Source organism: Serratia sp. CY31944, from assembly GCF_052169175.1.
Classification (GTDB): Bacteria; Pseudomonadota; Gammaproteobacteria; order Enterobacterales; family Enterobacteriaceae; genus Serratia; species Serratia sarumanii.
This window is the reverse complement of sequence record NZ_JBJNLG010000007.1, coordinates 114,260-129,900: the sequence shown is the minus strand read 5'-3', so window position 1 is coordinate 129,900 and position 15,641 is coordinate 114,260. Positions and strand designations below refer to the sequence as shown.

Sequence of the window (15,641 nt, the reverse complement as noted above, 5' to 3'; positions counted from 1 at the left end):
TGCGCCGACCATACTTACTCCTGACGCTTTTCTCAGGGAGCACTCTCATGGTCTGGACTACGCACACCGTTTTTAACCAACCCAAGCCGCTGGGCAACAGCAACCTGTTTCTCTCCGATACGCCGCTGCGCGAAGCGTTGCAGCGCGAGCAGGGCGGCTGGGATGCCGAGGTATTGGCCTCGCTGGGCCAGCAGCTCGGCACCCAGGAGTCGCTGGAGCTGGGGCGCCTGGCCAATGCCAACCCGCCGGAGCTGCTGCGCTACGACGCCACCGGCCAGCGGCTGGACGATGTTCGCTTTCACCCCGCCTGGCATATCCTGATGCAGGGGCTGATCGCCAACCGGGTGCACAACCTGCCCTGGCAGGAGGATGCGCGCATCGGTTCCTTCGTGGCGCGCGCCGCGCGCTTTATGCTGCATGCGCAGGTCGAGGCCGGCACGCTGTGCCCGGTGACCATGACCTTCGGCGCTACGCCGCTGTTGCTGCAGGCGTTACCGGCCGAGTTTCGCTCATGGCTGACGCCGCTGCTGTCGGATCGTTATGACGCTCACCTGCTGCCTGGCGGGCAAAAGCGCGGCCTGCTGATCGGCATGGGCATGACGGAGAAACAGGGCGGCTCCGATGTGCTGAGCAATACCACCACCGCCGCGCCGCTCGGCGCGCGCGGGCCGGGTGAAGCCTACCGGCTGGTGGGGCACAAGTGGTTCTTCTCGGTGCCGCAGAGCGATGCGCACCTGGTGTTGGCGCAGGCCGAAGGCGGGTTGTCCTGCTTCTTCCTGCCGCGCATTTTGCCGGACGGCAGCCGCAACGCCATTCGCCTGGAGCGGTTGAAAGACAAGCTGGGCAACCGTTCCAACGCCAGTAGCGAAGTGGAATTTCAGGACGCCACCGCCTGGCTGCTGGGGGAGGAGGGCGACGGCGTGCGGCATATCCTGAAGATGGGCGGCCTGACCCGTTTCGACTGCTCGCTCGGCAGCCACGGCCTGATGCGCCGCGGGTTGTCGGTGGCGCTGTATCATGCGCTGCAGCGGCAGGCGTTCGGCAAGCTCTTGATCGAACAGCCGCTGATGCGTCAGGTTCTGGCGCGCATGGCGCTGCGGCTGGAAGGGCATACCGCGTTGCTGTTCCGGCTGGCCCGCGCCTGGGAGAGCCGCAGCAATGAGGGCGAACTGATCTACAGCCGCCTGCTGACCCCGGCGGCCAAATACAGCATCTGCCGCCAGGGCATGCCGTTCATCGCCGAGGCGATGGAGGTGCTGGGCGGCATCGGCTACTGCGAAGAGAGCGAGCTGCCGCGCCTGTATCGCGAGATGCCGGTCAACAGCATCTGGGAAGGTTCCGGCAACATCATGTGTCTGGACGTATTGCGCAGCCTGCACAAACTGCCGGGCGCGCTCGAGATGCTGCAGTTCGAACTGCAGCCGGTGCGCGGCCAGAATCGGTTGTTCGATCATGCCTGGCGGCAGTGGCAGCAGCGCGCCCGGCAACCGAGTGAGGAGATGGGGCGGCTGCTGACCCAGCAGCTGTTCGATCTGTGCTGCGCCGCGCAGCTGCTGCAGCACGCCAGCCCGCAGGTAGCCGACGCCTGGTGCCATCTGACGCTGGATCACCGCGGCGAGAGCCTGCTGTCGGCCGAGGTGTGCGAACTGCTGCTGAACCGCGCCATCGGCGGTTAGGGAAAAGGGTGGCGCGCGGCGGCGAAAACCTTTTTAATTCAGTCTCACTCTGACAGGAAAATGCACATGGATATTCTCAGCGCGTTGGCGGCGTTCGCCTCTTACTTCTTCAGCGGTTTCGCCATGGTTTTGGTGTTTCTGTTCGTCTATACCCGCATCACCCCGCACGACGAATGGGCGTTGATCAAGGCCGATAACCAATCCGCCGCCTTTGCTTTCATCGGCGCTTGCCTGGGGTATGTGATCCCGTTGGCCAGCGCGGCGATCAACTCGATCAGCCTGCTGGATTACCTGCTGTGGGGCGTGGTGGCGCTGGTGGTGCAACTGCTGTTGTTCGCGGCCGTGAAGATCTACATGCCGCGCATCAGTGACAAGATCGAAGCGAACCACCTGGCCGCCGGGATTTTCCTGGGGGGCGTCTCCGTCAGCGGCGGCGTGTTGAATGCGGCTTGCATGAGCTACTAAAGGTATAAGATGGCCGAGGCGCGCCAGCCAAGCGGGTGCGCCTGTTCTTCCATCCGCAGGATGCGGTAATAGCTGGCGCCGTGCTGGCCGGCGGTGCGGGCGATGGCCTGCTCCGCCTCCTGCGGTGAACCGGGCAGATCGTTAAAGGTGATCTCGGCGATTTCACTGAGCGGCGTCACGCGATCGGCGGGCGCCAGTTCGGCGGACTGTGCGCCGGTGCTGAGCAGCCCCGCTGAAAGCAGGAGGGAGGTGAGTGCGGTGGAGCGTTTCATGGCGTTCCCCTTCGTCAGATCCTGAATCGCACCCGCAACATGCGGCATGCTGTCCGCCACTGTGCAACACCCAACTTCAGCCTGTGCAAAGCCAGTGTAAATCTGCTTAAAAAATCCTCGCCTTACCGATACAGGATCGCCTGGGAATACCATTGGCCCGGCATGACGGTTTCGCTGTTCATGATGATCACGTAATACCGGGCGCCGGCGGCGGTGGCCTTGCGCTGGATCTCCGCTTCCACGTCCATCGGGCTGCCGCGCACTACGGCGGTGACGGTACCTATCTTCACCAGCTCGGCGGTCTGCGCGCGGACGATCTCCTGCGCCTGTGCGGTGGGCGGCGGCGGCGGTTTCGGCGTGGTGGTCATGATGCCGCAGGCGGAAAGCTGTGCGGCCAGCGTCAGGATGATGAGTGTACGGACAAGCGTCATGATGACCTCGGAAGAGCCGGTAGATGGCTTCAGTGTAACGCAATATAAGCAGGAACAGATTGAGCTAACGCTGGCCGGCGCAAGTTTGTCATGATGAGTGCCAACAGGTGCGTTGAGGATGAACGGATGATCGAAATTCATGACGAGCGGGCGGGCGATATCGCGGTGATCCATGCTGTCCCCGCAGGGCACTATCACCGGCCCTTGCCGACGGTGTTCTTCTGTCACGGCTATACCTCGTCGAAAGAGGTGTACGCCTACTTCGCCTATGCGCTGGCGCGCGTCGGTTTTCGGGTGGTGTTGCCGGATGCCGATCGGCACGGCGAGCGGTTCGACGGCGATGAGGTGCGGCGTCTGGCCACGTTTTGGGAGATCCTGCGCAGCAATATCGACGAGCTGCCGCAGATCAAGGCGCATTTTGAGCGGCTCGGCCTGATTGCCGACGGGCGTATCGGCGTCGCCGGCGCCTCTATGGGGGGCATGACCGCGCTTGGCGCCTTCGCGCGCTTCCCGTGGGTCCGGGCGGCCGCCAGCCTGATGGGTTCCGGCTATTATCGTTCGCTGGCGCAAACGCTGTATCCGCCGTTGGGCGAAGAGGGCGAGGCGCTCTCGCCGGCGGCGTTTGCGGCGCGCACCGCCGTGCTGGCGGAGTATGAGCTGGAAGGGCGCTTGGCGGCGATCGCCGGGCGGCCGCTGCTGCTTTGGCACGGCGAGGCGGATGACGTGGTGCCGGCGGCGGACAGCCTGCGTTTGGCGGCCGAACTGCGGCGGCAAGGCGTGGACGGCCGTTTGACGTCGCTCGTCGAACCGGGCGTGAAACACCGCATCACGCCGCTGGCGTTGTCCGCCACGGCCGACTTCTTCCGCCGCGAGCTGTAATGCGCGTCTGGGAGCGATGCGTGGAATTGCGCCGCTCTGCGCCTGCTGTTTCGGCCATCGTTTGGCCGAACGAGGGCGAGAATGTCAGCGTGAATTCTTTCAGGGCAGCAAGGAGCAGAGGGCATGATAAAGAACATCGGCAGTGCGGCCGGTTTAATGGGAACGATGAAAGCACGCGCTGAGCTTAACTCAGCGGCCTTCAGCGAGATGTTGGGGGCCGCCGACGGCAAGGCGCGGCAAAACAAGGCGAATCCGCTGTCGCGCATCACCGCGCAGACGATGCAAAACGTGACGGCGCTGTTCGCCTCCGCGGCGAAAGCGGCGCCCACTCACCCCGTGGCAGCAGGTACGCTCTCGTTCGAACAGCGGGCGACGCTGGCGGAAAGCGCAGAGCTGCTGCAAACGCGAACGAACTATCTGCGGACGGCGCTGCAATTGCACAATCCGGGCAAGGCGTTCAGCATGCCGGCGCTGCTCAAGCTGTGATGAGGAAAGCGGAGCGCCCAACGGGCGGCGCTCCGGTGCGGACTGAACGGGCTTTCTGATGAAGCCCTGGGGATTTCCCTGGCGTGGCTTGTCTCTTAGCGATACAGCTCGGCGCTGACGTGCATCGTGCTGTTGTCGCCCGGTTCGTGCAGGGCGATGATGCGATAAGAGGTCGCGCCGCGTTGATCGGCGATTTTACTGACCTGGCTGCTGGCGTCATCCGGCGAAACCACGTTCTGGTTCAGGGTGACGAAGCCGACGCTCTGGCGTTGATCGGCCTGGTGCGACGTGATCTCCGTGGCGGCCATTACGTTGGCGGAGAACAGGGCGGCCAGCGCCGTTGCGAGAATGATGCGTTTCATAGTGCCTCTCTTACTTTTTGCCGTTACGGCCTGACAGCGAGTGTCGCTGCGGCAAAAAGTCATTTATCTGCATTGAATAACCTGGAATCTTTTTCGTCGCGCTGTCTGCGGCGGATATGGTTAATTTTAGTCCGTTGCGGCGGATTAAAAAGCGGGGTCTTTTGATGGCCTCTTTCAAAAAAAGTGAAATAGATTTGTGACTCAGCGCTGATTTCATTGAAAGATTTTTGAAACCGATGGATCGGCGTACATAGGTTCTCCCACGAGCAAATCGTGCTATTTCCCATAACGCCTCGCATTAACGCGAATAAAACCCACGCAGTCCTTGAGTTTCCCGCCCTGCGTCAGTATGATTACGCGTCATTTTTCAGCCGCACACTAAACACGTTCCTTGCTTCCATGGGCCGCGGTTGACCCTGACAGGAGGCTGAATAATCCGTAAGGAGCAATTCGATGCGTCATTACGAAATCGTTTTTATGGTCCATCCTGACCAAAGCGAACAGGTTCCGGGCATGATCGAGCGTTACAGTGCTACCATCACTAACGCGCAAGGTCAGATTCACCGTCTGGAAGACTGGGGCCGCCGTCAGCTGGCTTATCCGATCAACAAACTGCACAAGGCTCACTACGTTCTGCTGAACGTTGAAGCGCCGCAGGAAGCGATCGATGAGCTGGAAACTAACTTCCGCTTCAACGACGCCGTTATCCGCAGCATGGTTATGCGCGTTAAGCACGCGGTAACTGAAGCATCTCCGATGGTTAAAGCGAAAGACGAACGTCGTGGCGATCGCCGCGAAGACTTCGCTAACGAAACCGCAGATGATGCAGATGCTGGGGATTCTGAAGAGTAATTGCCGCCGTGACGGCTAATCGTCTGGTTTTGTCGGGCACTGTGTGCAAGGCGCCGGTTCGAAAAGTGAGTCCTTCCGGGATACCGCACTGCCAATTTGTGCTAGAGCACCGTTCGCAGCAGATGGAAGCCGGATTCAGCAGACAAGCATGGTGCCGAATGCCCGTGGTTGTCAGCGGACAACAGTCACAAGCACTAACTCAAAGATTAACGGTCGGCAGTCAGATTACCGTGCAAGGCTTTGTAAGCTGCCATCAAGGGCGCAACGGGCTGAGCAAATTGGTTCTGCATGCCGAGCAGATTGAATTGATAGATTCTGGAGACTAGCCAAATGGCACGTTATTTCCGTCGTCGCAAGTTCTGCCGTTTCACCGCGGAAGGCGTTCAAGAGATTGACTATAAAGACATCGCTACGCTGAAAAACTACATCACCGAAAGTGGTAAAATTGTACCGAGCCGTATCACCGGTACTCGTGCAAAATATCAGCGCCAGCTGGCCCGTGCTATCAAGCGCGCGCGCTACCTGTCTTTGTTGCCGTACACTGATCGTCATCAGTAATCGGCCACTGTCCATTAACGACTTTGAGAGGATAAGGTAATGCAAGTTATTCTGCTTGATAAAGTAGCAAACCTGGGCAGCCTGGGTGATCAAGTTAACGTTAAAGCGGGCTACGCTCGTAACTTCCTGGTACCACAGGGCAAAGCTGTTCCTGCTACCAAGAAAAACGTTGAGTTCTTCGAAGCACGCCGTGCTGAACTGGAAGCCAAACTGGCTGACGTTCTGGCTGCTGCTGAAGCTCGCGCAACCAAGATCAACGAACTGGGTTCAGTCACCATCGCTTCCAAATCTGGCGACGAAGGTAAACTGTTCGGCTCTATCGGCACCCGCGACATCGCTGACGCAGTGACTGCGGCAGGCGTTGAAGTTGCCAAGAGCGAAGTTCGTCTGCCGAACGGCGTTCTGCGTACCACTGGTGAGCACGAAGTGCACTTCCAGGTACACAGCGACGTGTTCGCACAGCTGAATGTAGTTGTGGTTGCAGAAGCGTAATTTACGCTGCTGTTAACCCGGTTAAAACGCCAGCCTCGCGCTGGCGTTTTGCTTTTCTGCGCCCGGCAAAACGCGCTACGCTTGAAGACGGGATGAAAAGGAGAGCGTGCGATGGCAAAGATTACGCTACAGCGGGTTTATGATTTCAGCGCGCCGGCGCCGGAACACTGTTATCTGATAGACAGGCTATGGCCGCGCGGCATCAGCAAGGCGCGGCTGACGGGCGTGCAGTGGCTGAAACAGGTGGCGCCGGATGACGAACTGCGCAAGTGGTTCCATCAGCATACCGACCAGTGGGCGGTCTTCGAGGCGCGTTACCGCCAACAGCTAGCGGCCAACGACGCCTGGCAGCCGCTGGTGGCGCTGTTACGGCAGGGGCAAACGCTGACGCTGCTGTATGGCAGCAAAGATACCGAGCACAACCAGGGCGTGGTGCTGCGCGAGTTTTTGCTGGCGCAGCTGTAGGGATTAGCGTTCCCGGCGGTAGCTGCCGTCGGCCTGGCGGCGGAACAGCGCCTGGCTGTTGTCCACCGTGGTCACCGACAGCGCGTTAATCACGCCGTTGGCGCCGCGTTCGATGCGCACTTCCTGGCCGGCTTTCATGTTGCTCAGCGGCTTGTCGCCGCCTTCCACCTGCGCCATGGCGAACACTTCATTCACCGGCAGATTGTTGTCGCGAAACAGCTGGGCCAGGGTCTGGCCGGGCTGGATCTGATAACGCTGCCAGTTGCCCGCCGGCGTTGGTTCGTTGGCAGACGTGGTGCCGCCGTTTTGCAGATCGGCCTGCAGCGGCACGCTGGTTTCCTGCTGGGAAACCGGGAACGGCTGTCTTTCGGGCGAGTACGGCCACAGCAGGGCCAGCAGCAGGATGATGCCGAAGATCAGCACCCAGCGGCGGTGGAAGTAGGGCAGTGGCTCCATCCAATGGAAACCGTCCGGCAGATGCCAGACTTTGGCCAGCAGCGCTTTGACCTGCTGCATTTTGTCGTTGGCCGGCGGTGGCTCCGATGGCGGTTCCGCGCCTTCAGACGTGGGTGCGGCGCCCGGTTTCAGGCGCTGGCTGACATTCAGCCAGGTGCGCAGCAGCGGCTGGTAGATGCGGGTGGTTTTCCTTCTCCTGGGCGCGATTCTGCCCATGGTGACCTCTCTTCGACGGCGTAGTAATTAGCGCGGCGCGGCAAGCGCCTCGCCTGCCCGATATCCTGCTTTCAGTATAGTCCGCTAACTGATTGAAGCGAAAGGCAGCTGAGCGGCAGGGCCGGGGTTTGCGGCTGCGGGCGTTAACAGAAGGTTATTGTTTCTTTTTCTACGACAAAAGTCATCATTCTCCACACAAGATTTTACCCGGCATTGACGCGCTGTTATGCTGCGCTTTCGACTTTTTACAGACTTAAGGAAAACCCCATGACAACCCCTTCTTTTGACAGCGTTGAAGCGCAAGCAAGTTACGGGATTGGTTTACAGGTCGGCCAGCAGCTGCAAGAGTCCGGGCTGGAAGGTTTGCAACCGGAAGCTTTGCTGGCGGGCCTGCGTGACGCGCTGGAAGGGAATGCCCCGGCGGTTCCGGTAGACGTGGTGCACCGTGCGCTGCGTGAAATCCACGAGCGTGCGGACGCGGTGCGCCGCGAGCGCCAGCAGGCGATGGCCGTTGAAGGCCAGAAATTCCTGGACGACAACGCCAAGCGCGACGACGTGACGCTGACCGAGTCCGGCCTGCAGTTCTCCGTGCTGGAGCAGGGCAACGGCCCGATCCCGTCCCGTCAGGACCGCGTGCGCGTGCACTACACCGGTCGTCTGATCAACGGCGACGTGTTCGACAGCTCGGTCGAGCGCGGCCAGCCGGCAGAATTCCCGGTCAGCGGCGTGATCCCAGGCTGGATCGAAGCGCTGACCCTGATGCCGGTCGGCTCCAAATGGCAGCTGTATATCCCGCATAACCTGGCCTACGGCGAGCGTGGCGCAGGCGCGTCCATCCCGCCGTTCAGCGCGCTGGTGTTCGACGTCGAGCTGCTGGAAATCCTGTAATCCCGCCGAGGATTGCTCCGGGCGCCTTCGTGGCGCCCTTATTTTATGCGCCGCGCAGCGCGCGCGGGAACAGCAGATTGTTTTCCAGGCTGATGTGCTCCATCAGATCGCCGATAAACTCATCGATGCCGGTGTACAGCGCTCGCCAGGTGGTGCAGGCGCCCTCCGGTGGCGTCACGTTATCGGTGAGGAACTTCACCACTTCCAGCTGCTCACCCGCCTCGTCATGTTCATGCTCCATCACCGAAATCGGTCCGGCGGCCTGCGGCCCCATGCCCTGTTTGATCAGTGGGAACAGGATCTGTTCCTCTTTCATCATGTGATTCTCCAGATCCAGACGGATCAGGTTCAGCTGCTTCGCCAACCCGCGCGGGCAGCTGGGTTTGTCGCCGTGCACGCGTTCGACTTTTTCCGCCATCAGCACCAGTTCGGCCAATTGCTCGCGGTGCCGCTGATGAAAGCGCGGCAGAATGTAATCGATCACCTCACCGAGCGGCGCTGTGCGCCAGTCCCGGCTTTGTTCCGGCGTGGCGGCGAGTGCGGCCAGCGCGTTCTCCAACTGGTCGATGTCCAGCCCTTTACGCTCGGCGGCGCGCGCCAGCGACTGCCGGCCGCCGCAGCAGAAATCCAGCTGATGCTGGCGAAACAGCCGGGATGCACGGGGAATGGCGATGGCGAGCGCGCCAAGGGATTGGTTGCGGTAATCCATGGTAGTGCCTCTTTAAACGAAGGAATCTTATAACATGCATTTTAAATGCAATTTAAAGGGCGCGCCAGTGGGAAAATAGCGAAGATGGCCGGGGGATTGCCCCGGCCGGGTGATTATTTCGCGCTTAAATCGATGCGATAGACCGTGAAGCCGATACTGTCATTGCCCTCGGCGGTCATCGGATATTGAGCGTGCTCCTTGATAAACGCCGTCGCTTTGTCCGACGGCGAAGTCTCGAAGCGGATATCCAGCGGCTGCTGGCTGCTGAAGGTCGCCAAACGCCAGTTGTTGTCCGCCTGCGGATGCACCGCGCCGTGCCGTTGGGTTTCGGCGCTGATGTAGGCCGCCAGCACCGAACGGTTCTCATCCGGCGAAGCGAAGGCGATGTGTTTGTCGCCGGTGCCGGCAAACTTGCCGCCGTAGGCGCGGTAGTTGTTGGTGGCGACCAGGAAGGTGGCGTTCGGATCGATCGGCTTGCCGTTGAAGGTCAGCTGCTTGATGCGCTCCGCCTTGTCGTTGATCAGCTGGCATTCGCCGTCGTAGCGTGCCGGCTGGCTGACGTCGATCTGGTAGTTGACGCCGTCGATCACGTCGAAGTTATAGGTGCGGAAGCCGTCCCAGTTGATCAAGCCCTGCGGCTTGGCGCTGTTGACGTCGATCTGGTTGAACTGGCCGGCGGAGCACTCCAGCCACTCTTTCACCTCTTTGCCGCTGGCCTTCACTACTACCAGGGTATTGGGGTAGAGATAGAGATCGGCGGCGTTGCGGAAGGTGAGCTGGCCCTTTTCCACTTCGACGAAGCTGGCCGGATCGTTCTTGCGGCCGCCGACCTTGAACGGCGCCGCCGCCGACAGCACCGGCAGATCGGCCAGATCCGGATCGCCCTGAATGTAATGTTCAACGTAGGCCTTCTGCGCATTGTTGACGATCTGCACCGTCGGATCGTCCTGCACCAGCGCCAGGTAGCTGTACATGTTGCCGTCGGATTTGCCGATCGGCTGGCTGACGAACTCGCGCGTGCCCTTGTGATCGTCCGCCAACACTTTCACCAGCGCGGTATCTTCCGCCGCCAGCGATTTCTTGTTCTCTTTGTCGTAGATCGGCCGCGCTTCCGCTTTGGCGGCGGTCACTTTCCAACTGCCGCCATCGTTGTTGAGCTGCAGGTCGACCACGCCGAGATGATCGCCCCATTGGCCCGGCATCACCGCCGGTACGCCGTTCAGCAGGCCTTTATCGATATCCGCGCCTTTGATGTTGGCGAAGTCCTTGCTCGGGAACACCGCATGGGCGTGGCCGAACATGATGGCGTCGATGCCCGGTACCTGGCTGAGGTAGTAGACCGAGTTTTCCGCCATTGCCTTGTAAGGCTCGCTGGATAGCCCGGAATGCGGGATCGCCACCACCAGATCGGCGCCCTGTTTACGCATTTCCGGCACGTAGCGCTTGGCGGTGGCGGTGATGTCGTCCACCGTCACTTTGCCCTGCAGGTTAGCTTTATCCCACACCAGGATCTGCGGCGGCACGAAGCCGATGTAGCCGATGCGCAGCGTATGCGCCTTGCCGTCGCGGTCTTTCACCGGCGTATCGACGATGATGTAGGGCGTGAAGAGCGGTTTTTGCGTTTTGGCGTCGATGACGTTGGCGTTGATGTACGGGAATTTGGCGCCGGCGATGGCGTTCTTCAGGTAGTCCAGCCCGTAGTTGAATTCATGGTTGCCGATGTTGCCGACCACGTAGTCCAGCGTGTTCATCGCCTTATAGACCGGGTGCACGTCGCCCGGCTTCAACCCCTTGGCCGCCATGTAGTCGCCGAGCGGGCTGCCCTGAATGATGTCGCCATTGTCCACCAACACCGCGTTGGTAGCCTGTTGGCGCGCCTGCTGGATCAGGCTGGCGGTGCGTACCAGGCCGAACTTGTCGGTCGGTGTGTCCTTGTAGTAATCGAAGTCCATCATGTTGCTGTGCAGATCGGTGGTTTCCAGCACGCGCAGATCGACGGTCGCCGCCTGCGCCGAGGCGCACACCAGCAGCGCAAGCGCGGACAGCGTCAGGGGATGCTTCATCATTTGGGGGCTCTCCATTTCATTATTCGAGTGTTATCGCAGAGGGAAATGTAATTAACATTGCTTGCCACAGTAAACTGTGAAGTGTGGCAGAAAACGGCGGCAGGTAACGCGGGGAAGTTCACAGTTGTGCCCAACAAGATCTGAGGAATTCCCGGGGGTTAGCCGGTTGAGATGGATATTCGGCGTAAAAAAAACTAGTCTGCTAGCAGAGACAGAGGGAAATTTCCCACGGAGATGCAGAGTTGAGGTGCATGATGTTAGAGCGAATTTGCCAACTGTCCCGCGAGGCGGGGGCGGCGATCATGGCGGTGTACGACGGTGAACAACCGCTTGATGTCGCACAGAAAAAAGATGATTCACCGGTGACGGCGGCCGATCTGGCGGCGCATCACATCATCAAGCGCGGCCTGGCGGCGCTGACGCCGGAGGTGCCGCTGCTGTCGGAAGAAGATCCGCCGGCGTGGGAAGAGCGCCGCAGCTGGACGCGTTACTGGCTGGTCGATCCGCTGGACGGCACCAAAGAGTTCTTGCACCGCAACGGTGAGTTCACGGTCAATATCGCTCTGATTGAAGAGGGGCAGGCGGTGATGGGCGTAGTGTACGCGCCGGCGATAGACGTATTGTATCTGGCGGAGCGCGGCAAGGCCTGGAAAGAAGAGAAGGGCGTGCGGCAGGCGATCGGCGTCAGCAACGCGCATCCGCCGCTGGTGGTGGTGAGCCGCTCGCATATCGACGACGAGCTGAAAGATTATCTGCAGCAGCTGGGCGAGCACCAGACCGTGTCCGTCGGCTCCTCGCTGAAGTTTTGCCTGGTGGCGGAAGGCAAGGCGCAGCTCTATCCGCGCTTCGGGCCGACCAACATTTGGGATACCGCCGCAGGGCATGCGGTGGCGGTGGCCGCCGGGGCGCAAATTCACGATTGGCAGGGCAAGCCGTTGCTCTATACCCCGCGTGAATCCTTCCTCAACCCCGGCTTCCGGGTGTCGCTGTTCTGAGTTAGTTCGCCAACAGCTGGTGCAGCTTGGACATCACCTGCTGCACCTCTTCCGGCGTCAGCGCGCCGTCTTTGGCAAACTGAATGCGCCCTTGCTTATCCAGCACCACGATGGCGGAGCCTTTCGGCTGCAGATCCCAGGCCTTGCGCACGTTACCGTCGCTGTCGACGATAAACTGCGACCACGGGAACTCCTTCTTGCTGTCTTCAATGCTGCTGCGCACAAACATCGCGGTGCCCATCAGGGCATCGTCGGTGTTGACGATTGTCGTCGTTTGGTAACGATCGTGTGGTAGCTTCGCCTTCTTGATCGCTTCAATCAGTGGGTCGTTCATGTCTTTGGCGGAGCTGCGGCCGGCAATATGTTGTATCACTCGCACTTTTCCACTGAGCTGCGCGCTGTTCCAGTTCTGGTAGCTAAAATTACCTTCAGCGTAATTGAGCTCTCCTTTGTCGCTGACGCCGACCGGCGCCACGCGCTGCTGGAGCTGGAAGTTGTGCGCGGAAGCGAAAAGCGGGGCGAGCAGCAGGGATACCATCAGCATGCGACTTGTTTTCATGCTTTCTCCTTGTAATGGGGGGAATTTGTGCGACAGCACTTCGACAGCCTAAAGCATAGGATGTGATAAGAGGTCTGTCCTGTTAACCGGATCGCAGATTTTCCCTTGGTTCGCTAATCATCAGATTTTGAAGGGATATCCTGAAAACGTTATAAATTATCATATACAATTCTGTCAAAAAGTGTAAATCCAGTGCAGATCACCGGGCAGAAGTGAACGATCTGGTCTTTACTGGGTCTACTACATGCAATCAAGTTGCGTTCTGAATTTCGAGGCTGCCACCTTTGGCGGCTCGCTGAGCGCATGGATCAACGGGAGGAGCGTAAAAGAATGAGAATCTTCCAGCGTTATAACCCTTTGAAAGTGGCGAAGTACGTTAAGACCCTGTTTCGCGGAAGGCTGTATATCAAGGACGTGGGCGCATTTGAATTCGACGAGGGGAAAATCCTGCCGCCGAAGATTCGCGACAAGCGCCATTTCAGCGTGATGTCTGAAGTGAACCGTCAGGTGCTGCTGCTGCAGGCCGAGATGGGGTGAACACCTCGCTGACAGCGGTAAAAAAATGCGGCCCCGATGGGGCCGCTGATGTTTTTGTCTTATCGCCGTCAAGCTACAGGGTATCTTCCGGCGCTTTCGGCAGCACCGCCGCCGGTTTGTCGCTCAGCCGGGTGACCAGCAGCTGGTCTATCTTGTAGCTGTCGATATCCACCACTTCGAACTTGTAGCCGGCGTATTTGACGAAGTCGGTGCGTTTCGGGATCTTGCGCAGCATATACATCATAAAGCCGCCGATGGTCTCGTAGTTGCCCGCCTGCGGGAACTCGTCGATATCCAGCACGCGCATCACGTCGTCGATCGGCGTGCCGCCCTCAATCAGCCATGAGCTTTCGTCGCGCGCCACGATCTGCTCTTCCTGGCCCTGGCCGACCAAATCGCCCATCAGCGTGGTCATCACGTCGTTGAGGGTGATGATGCCCACCACCAACGCATATTCATTGAGGATCACCGCGAAGTCTTCGCCGGCGGTCTTGAAGCTTTCCAGTGCTTCGGACAGCGTCAGCGTATCCGGCACGATCAGCGCCGAACGGATCTGCACGCCGCTGCTCAGCACCAGGCTCTGGTTGCCCAGCACGCGGTTCAGCAGGTCTTTGGAATCGACGTAGCCGACCACCTGATCGATATGGCCGTCGCACACCAGGAACTTGGAGTGCGGATGGGTCGAGACCTTCTCCTTGATGCTTTCTTCGCTTTCGCGCAGGTCGAAGTACACCACGCTTTCGCGCGAGGTCATCGAAGACGGCACGGTGCGCGATTCCAGTTCGAACACGTTTTCAATCAGCTCATGTTCCTGCTTGCGCAGCACGCCCGCCAGGGCGCCGGCTTCTACCACCGCGTAGATGTCGTCGGAGGTGATGTCGTCCTTGCGCACCATCGGCAGCTTGAACATACGGAAGATCAGGTTGGCCATGCCGTTGAAGAACCACACCAGCGGGCGGAAGATCATGATGGAGAAACGCATCGGGTTGATGATCCGGACGGCGACCGTCTCTGGTGCAATCATACCGATGCGCTTCGGGGTCAAATCGGCGAACAGGATAAACAGGCTGGTCACCAGCACGAAGGAGCAGATGAAGCTGACCTGTTCCGCCAGTTCGGGCGACAGGAAACGATCGAACAACACCTTGAAGGTGGGAGAGAAAGCCGCGTCGCCGACGATACCGCCGAGGATGGCCACGGCGTTCAGGCCGATCTGCACCACGGTGAAGAAGATGCCTGGGGTTTCTTGCAGTTTAAGCACTCTGGCGGCGTTGACGTTGCCTTCGTCCGCCATCAGCTTCAGTTTGATCTTGCGCGAGGCGGCCAGAGAGATTTCCGACAGTGAGAAGAACGCACTCACCGCGATCAGAAAAAGAATCAGTAAAATACTGTTTAACATAATCTATCCATACGTGCCGACGGGATGCCGGCGCTCTTGAGGAAGGGTAGTACATAGTAAAAAAAGCAGCGATAACAACCAGAAGGGAAGCTATCGGGCCGCAGAAGCGGCCCGCACAGTATAGCAGTTGCCCCACAGGGGCCGCCAGCGGTTAAAAAAGTGCCGCCGGCCGGCATCGGATCAGCCCTGCGGCGGCAGGCAAACGCCGATGCCGCCCAGCCCGCAGTAGCCTTCCGGATTCTTGAACAGGTACTGCTGATGATCGTCTTCCGCGTAATAGAACGGCAGCGCCGGCGCGATCTCGGTAGTGATGACGCGCTTGTCGCCCGCCGCCTCCATCGCCTGCTGGAAGCGCTGCAGGCTGCTTTCCGCCTCGGCCTGCTGCTCCGGGCTCAGCGTATAAATCGCCGAGCGGTACTGGGTGCCGACGTCGCCGCCCTGGCGCATGCCCTGTGCCGGATCGTGATTTTCCCAGAACACCTGCAGCAGCTGTTTGTAGCTGACGACCTGCGGATCGAACACCACGCGCACCACTTCGGCGTGGCCGGTCTGGCCGCTGCACACTTCGCGGTAGGTCGGGTTCGGCGTGTAGCCGCCGCTGTAGCCGGCGGCGGTGCTGTAGACGCCCGGCTGCTGCCAGAACAGGCGCTCAACGCCCCAGAAACAGCCCATGGCGAAGATCGCCACCTCCATGCCTGCCGGCACCTGGGTCATCGAGTGTTCGGTGACCACGTTGAGCGTTGCGACAGGCATTGGCGTGGTGCGGCCAGGCAGCGCGCTTGCCTTATCGACGGTTTGTGATTTATCAAAAAATGGCACCACGGTTGACTCCTGTTGTCACAGTAAGAATTGACCCTACATGGGGGCGGTTCGGTTGT

21 protein-coding genes are annotated in these 15,641 nt (G+C 59.9%); 12 read left to right on the top strand and 9 right to left on the bottom strand.

The window, feature by feature from the left end; all coding sequences use genetic code 11:
- Positions 1-47: 47 nt before the first annotated feature.
- Entirely contained in the window at positions 48-1,676 is a 1,629-nt protein-coding gene (locus tag ACJ8IN_RS10555) for an isovaleryl-CoA dehydrogenase (protein ID WP_033654894.1), read from the top strand.
- A 66-nt stretch (positions 1,677-1,742) separates the two neighbouring features.
- The gene (locus ACJ8IN_RS10550; protein WP_033636787.1) at positions 1,743-2,141 is read left to right on the top strand and encodes a DUF350 domain-containing protein; all 399 of its coding nucleotides are present in this window, start codon (positions 1,743-1,745) and stop codon (positions 2,139-2,141) included.
- On the opposite strand, the gene ACJ8IN_RS10545 is transcribed toward ACJ8IN_RS10550, so the two are convergent.
- Positions 2,138-2,413, bottom strand: a complete 276-nt coding sequence (locus ACJ8IN_RS10545; RefSeq protein WP_049212709.1) for a DUF1471 domain-containing protein — start codon at positions 2,411-2,413, stop codon at positions 2,138-2,140. The genes ACJ8IN_RS10550 and ACJ8IN_RS10545 overlap by 4 nt on opposite strands.
- A gap of 122 nt (positions 2,414-2,535) precedes the next feature.
- Positions 2,536-2,844: a biofilm peroxide resistance protein BsmA gene (gene bsmA, locus ACJ8IN_RS10540; RefSeq protein WP_308325369.1), complete on the bottom strand. Its 309-nt coding sequence runs from the start codon at positions 2,842-2,844 to the stop codon at positions 2,536-2,538.
- A gap of 126 nt (positions 2,845-2,970) precedes the next feature.
- Between bsmA and yjfP the strand changes: the two genes are divergently transcribed.
- Both yjfP and ACJ8IN_RS10530 read left to right on the top strand, forming a co-directional pair.
- Positions 2,971-3,723 (top strand): esterase, encoded by a 753-nt coding sequence (yjfP, locus tag ACJ8IN_RS10535; RefSeq protein ID WP_308325370.1) that lies wholly within the window; start codon positions 2,971-2,973, stop codon positions 3,721-3,723.
- Between the two features lie 123 nt (positions 3,724-3,846).
- Positions 3,847-4,209, top strand: a complete 363-nt coding sequence (locus ACJ8IN_RS10530) for a hypothetical protein (protein ID WP_308325371.1) — start codon at positions 3,847-3,849, stop codon at positions 4,207-4,209.
- 95 nt (positions 4,210-4,304) lie between these two features.
- On the opposite strand, the gene ACJ8IN_RS10525 is transcribed toward ACJ8IN_RS10530, so the two are convergent.
- Entirely contained in the window at positions 4,305-4,571 is a 267-nt protein-coding gene (locus tag ACJ8IN_RS10525; protein ID WP_033636793.1) for a DUF1471 domain-containing protein, read from the bottom strand.
- A 453-nt stretch (positions 4,572-5,024) separates the two neighbouring features.
- On the opposite strand from ACJ8IN_RS10525, the gene rpsF reads away from it, so the two are divergent.
- The 5 genes from rpsF (at position 5,025) to ACJ8IN_RS10500 (ending at position 6,938) form a co-directional block, all read left to right on the top strand.
- Positions 5,025-5,423, top strand: a complete 399-nt coding sequence (gene rpsF / locus ACJ8IN_RS10520; protein WP_004933634.1) for a 30S ribosomal protein S6 — start codon at positions 5,025-5,027, stop codon at positions 5,421-5,423.
- Between the two features lie 8 nt (positions 5,424-5,431).
- Positions 5,432-5,749 carry a primosomal replication protein N gene (priB, locus tag ACJ8IN_RS10515; RefSeq protein ID WP_049233092.1) on the top strand — a complete coding sequence of 106 codons (318 nt, stop codon included), beginning with the start codon at positions 5,432-5,434 and terminating at the stop codon, positions 5,747-5,749.
- A gap of 4 nt (positions 5,750-5,753) precedes the next feature.
- Positions 5,754-5,981, top strand: a complete 228-nt coding sequence (gene rpsR / locus ACJ8IN_RS10510; RefSeq protein ID WP_000135199.1) for a 30S ribosomal protein S18 — start codon at positions 5,754-5,756, stop codon at positions 5,979-5,981.
- Between the two features lie 39 nt (positions 5,982-6,020).
- A complete protein-coding gene (rplI, locus tag ACJ8IN_RS10505; protein WP_004933629.1) occupies positions 6,021-6,473 on the top strand; it encodes a 50S ribosomal protein L9 in 453 nt (150 codons plus the stop codon).
- 111 nt (positions 6,474-6,584) lie between these two features.
- The gene (locus ACJ8IN_RS10500; RefSeq protein ID WP_047569644.1) at positions 6,585-6,938 is read left to right on the top strand and encodes a DUF488 domain-containing protein; all 354 of its coding nucleotides are present in this window, start codon (positions 6,585-6,587) and stop codon (positions 6,936-6,938) included.
- Between the two features lie 3 nt (positions 6,939-6,941).
- Here ACJ8IN_RS10500 and ACJ8IN_RS10495 read toward each other — a convergent pair whose 3' ends face one another.
- A complete protein-coding gene (locus tag ACJ8IN_RS10495) occupies positions 6,942-7,610 on the bottom strand; it encodes an OapA family protein (RefSeq protein ID WP_047569641.1) in 669 nt (222 codons plus the stop codon).
- A 267-nt stretch (positions 7,611-7,877) separates the two neighbouring features.
- Between ACJ8IN_RS10495 and fklB the strand changes: the two genes are divergently transcribed.
- The gene (gene fklB / locus ACJ8IN_RS10490; protein ID WP_004933618.1) at positions 7,878-8,498 is read left to right on the top strand and encodes an FKBP-type peptidyl-prolyl cis-trans isomerase; all 621 of its coding nucleotides are present in this window, start codon (positions 7,878-7,880) and stop codon (positions 8,496-8,498) included.
- 43 nt (positions 8,499-8,541) lie between these two features.
- On the opposite strand, the gene ytfE is transcribed toward fklB, so the two are convergent.
- Positions 8,542-9,207, bottom strand: coding sequence for an iron-sulfur cluster repair protein YtfE (gene ytfE / locus ACJ8IN_RS10485; RefSeq protein ID WP_033648691.1), 666 nt, complete (start codon positions 9,205-9,207; stop codon positions 8,542-8,544).
- A gap of 113 nt (positions 9,208-9,320) precedes the next feature.
- Entirely contained in the window at positions 9,321-11,273 is a 1,953-nt protein-coding gene (locus ACJ8IN_RS10480) for a bifunctional 2',3'-cyclic-nucleotide 2'-phosphodiesterase/3'-nucleotidase (RefSeq protein ID WP_060422913.1), read from the bottom strand.
- 254 nt (positions 11,274-11,527) lie between these two features.
- Here ACJ8IN_RS10480 and cysQ point away from each other — a divergent pair, with 254 nt between their 5' ends.
- The gene (gene cysQ, locus ACJ8IN_RS10475; protein WP_033638653.1) at positions 11,528-12,268 is read left to right on the top strand and encodes a 3'(2'),5'-bisphosphate nucleotidase CysQ; all 741 of its coding nucleotides are present in this window, start codon (positions 11,528-11,530) and stop codon (positions 12,266-12,268) included.
- Between the two features lies 1 nt (position 12,269).
- Here the strand turns inward: cysQ and ACJ8IN_RS10470 are convergent, their stop codons facing one another.
- On the bottom strand, positions 12,270-12,827 hold the full coding sequence (locus tag ACJ8IN_RS10470; protein WP_033636799.1) for a YtfJ family protein: 558 nt from the start codon (positions 12,825-12,827) through the stop codon (positions 12,270-12,272).
- A 330-nt stretch (positions 12,828-13,157) separates the two neighbouring features.
- Here ACJ8IN_RS10470 and ACJ8IN_RS10465 point away from each other — a divergent pair, with 330 nt between their 5' ends.
- Positions 13,158-13,364 carry a DUF1107 domain-containing protein gene (locus ACJ8IN_RS10465; RefSeq protein ID WP_033636801.1) on the top strand — a complete coding sequence of 69 codons (207 nt, stop codon included), beginning with the start codon at positions 13,158-13,160 and terminating at the stop codon, positions 13,362-13,364.
- 73 nt (positions 13,365-13,437) lie between these two features.
- On the opposite strand, the gene ACJ8IN_RS10460 is transcribed toward ACJ8IN_RS10465, so the two are convergent.
- Together ACJ8IN_RS10460 and msrA are read right to left on the bottom strand one after the other, a co-directional pair.
- Complete coding sequence (locus ACJ8IN_RS10460) at positions 13,438-14,763, bottom strand: hemolysin family protein (protein WP_060422914.1); 1,326 nt, start codon at positions 14,761-14,763, stop codon at positions 13,438-13,440.
- A gap of 180 nt (positions 14,764-14,943) precedes the next feature.
- Positions 14,944-15,585 (bottom strand): peptide-methionine (S)-S-oxide reductase MsrA, encoded by a 642-nt coding sequence (msrA, locus tag ACJ8IN_RS10455; RefSeq protein WP_033648689.1) that lies wholly within the window; start codon positions 15,583-15,585, stop codon positions 14,944-14,946.
- Between the last annotated feature and the right edge of the window lie 56 nt (positions 15,586-15,641).

Bases quoted from the DNA above. Each gene is read 5' to 3' on its own strand.
- ACJ8IN_RS10495 (WP_047569641.1), bottom strand. From the start codon at position 7,610: ATGGGCAGAATCGCGCCCAGGAGAAGGAAAACCACCCGCATCTACCAG.
- ACJ8IN_RS10525 (WP_033636793.1), bottom strand. From the start codon at position 4,571: ATGAAACGCATCATTCTCGCAACGGCGCTGGCCGCCCTGTTCTCCGCC.
- ACJ8IN_RS10555 (WP_033654894.1), top strand. From the start codon at position 48: ATGGTCTGGACTACGCACACCGTTTTTAACCAACCCAAGCCGCTGGGC.
- cysQ (WP_033638653.1), top strand. From the start codon at position 11,528: ATGTTAGAGCGAATTTGCCAACTGTCCCGCGAGGCGGGGGCGGCGATC.
- ACJ8IN_RS10530 (WP_308325371.1), top strand. From the start codon at position 3,847: ATGATAAAGAACATCGGCAGTGCGGCCGGTTTAATGGGAACGATGAAA.
- ytfE (WP_033648691.1), bottom strand. From the start codon at position 9,207: ATGGATTACCGCAACCAATCCCTTGGCGCGCTCGCCATCGCCATTCCC.
- fklB (WP_004933618.1), top strand. From the start codon at position 7,878: ATGACAACCCCTTCTTTTGACAGCGTTGAAGCGCAAGCAAGTTACGGG.
- ACJ8IN_RS10460 (WP_060422914.1), bottom strand. From the start codon at position 14,763: ATGTTAAACAGTATTTTACTGATTCTTTTTCTGATCGCGGTGAGTGCG.
- ACJ8IN_RS10545 (WP_049212709.1), bottom strand. From the start codon at position 2,413: ATGAAACGCTCCACCGCACTCACCTCCCTCCTGCTTTCAGCGGGGCTG.
- rpsR (WP_000135199.1), top strand. From the start codon at position 5,754: ATGGCACGTTATTTCCGTCGTCGCAAGTTCTGCCGTTTCACCGCGGAA.
- ACJ8IN_RS10480 (WP_060422913.1), bottom strand. From the start codon at position 11,273: ATGATGAAGCATCCCCTGACGCTGTCCGCGCTTGCGCTGCTGGTGTGC.
- ACJ8IN_RS10550 (WP_033636787.1), top strand. From the start codon at position 1,743: ATGGATATTCTCAGCGCGTTGGCGGCGTTCGCCTCTTACTTCTTCAGC.
- bsmA (WP_308325369.1), bottom strand. From the start codon at position 2,844: ATGACGCTTGTCCGTACACTCATCATCCTGACGCTGGCCGCACAGCTT.
- ACJ8IN_RS10500 (WP_047569644.1), top strand. From the start codon at position 6,585: ATGGCAAAGATTACGCTACAGCGGGTTTATGATTTCAGCGCGCCGGCG.
- rplI (WP_004933629.1), top strand. From the start codon at position 6,021: ATGCAAGTTATTCTGCTTGATAAAGTAGCAAACCTGGGCAGCCTGGGT.
- yjfP (WP_308325370.1), top strand. From the start codon at position 2,971: ATGATCGAAATTCATGACGAGCGGGCGGGCGATATCGCGGTGATCCAT.
- ACJ8IN_RS10465 (WP_033636801.1), top strand. From the start codon at position 13,158: ATGAGAATCTTCCAGCGTTATAACCCTTTGAAAGTGGCGAAGTACGTT.
- rpsF (WP_004933634.1), top strand. From the start codon at position 5,025: ATGCGTCATTACGAAATCGTTTTTATGGTCCATCCTGACCAAAGCGAA.
- ACJ8IN_RS10470 (WP_033636799.1), bottom strand. From the start codon at position 12,827: ATGAAAACAAGTCGCATGCTGATGGTATCCCTGCTGCTCGCCCCGCTT.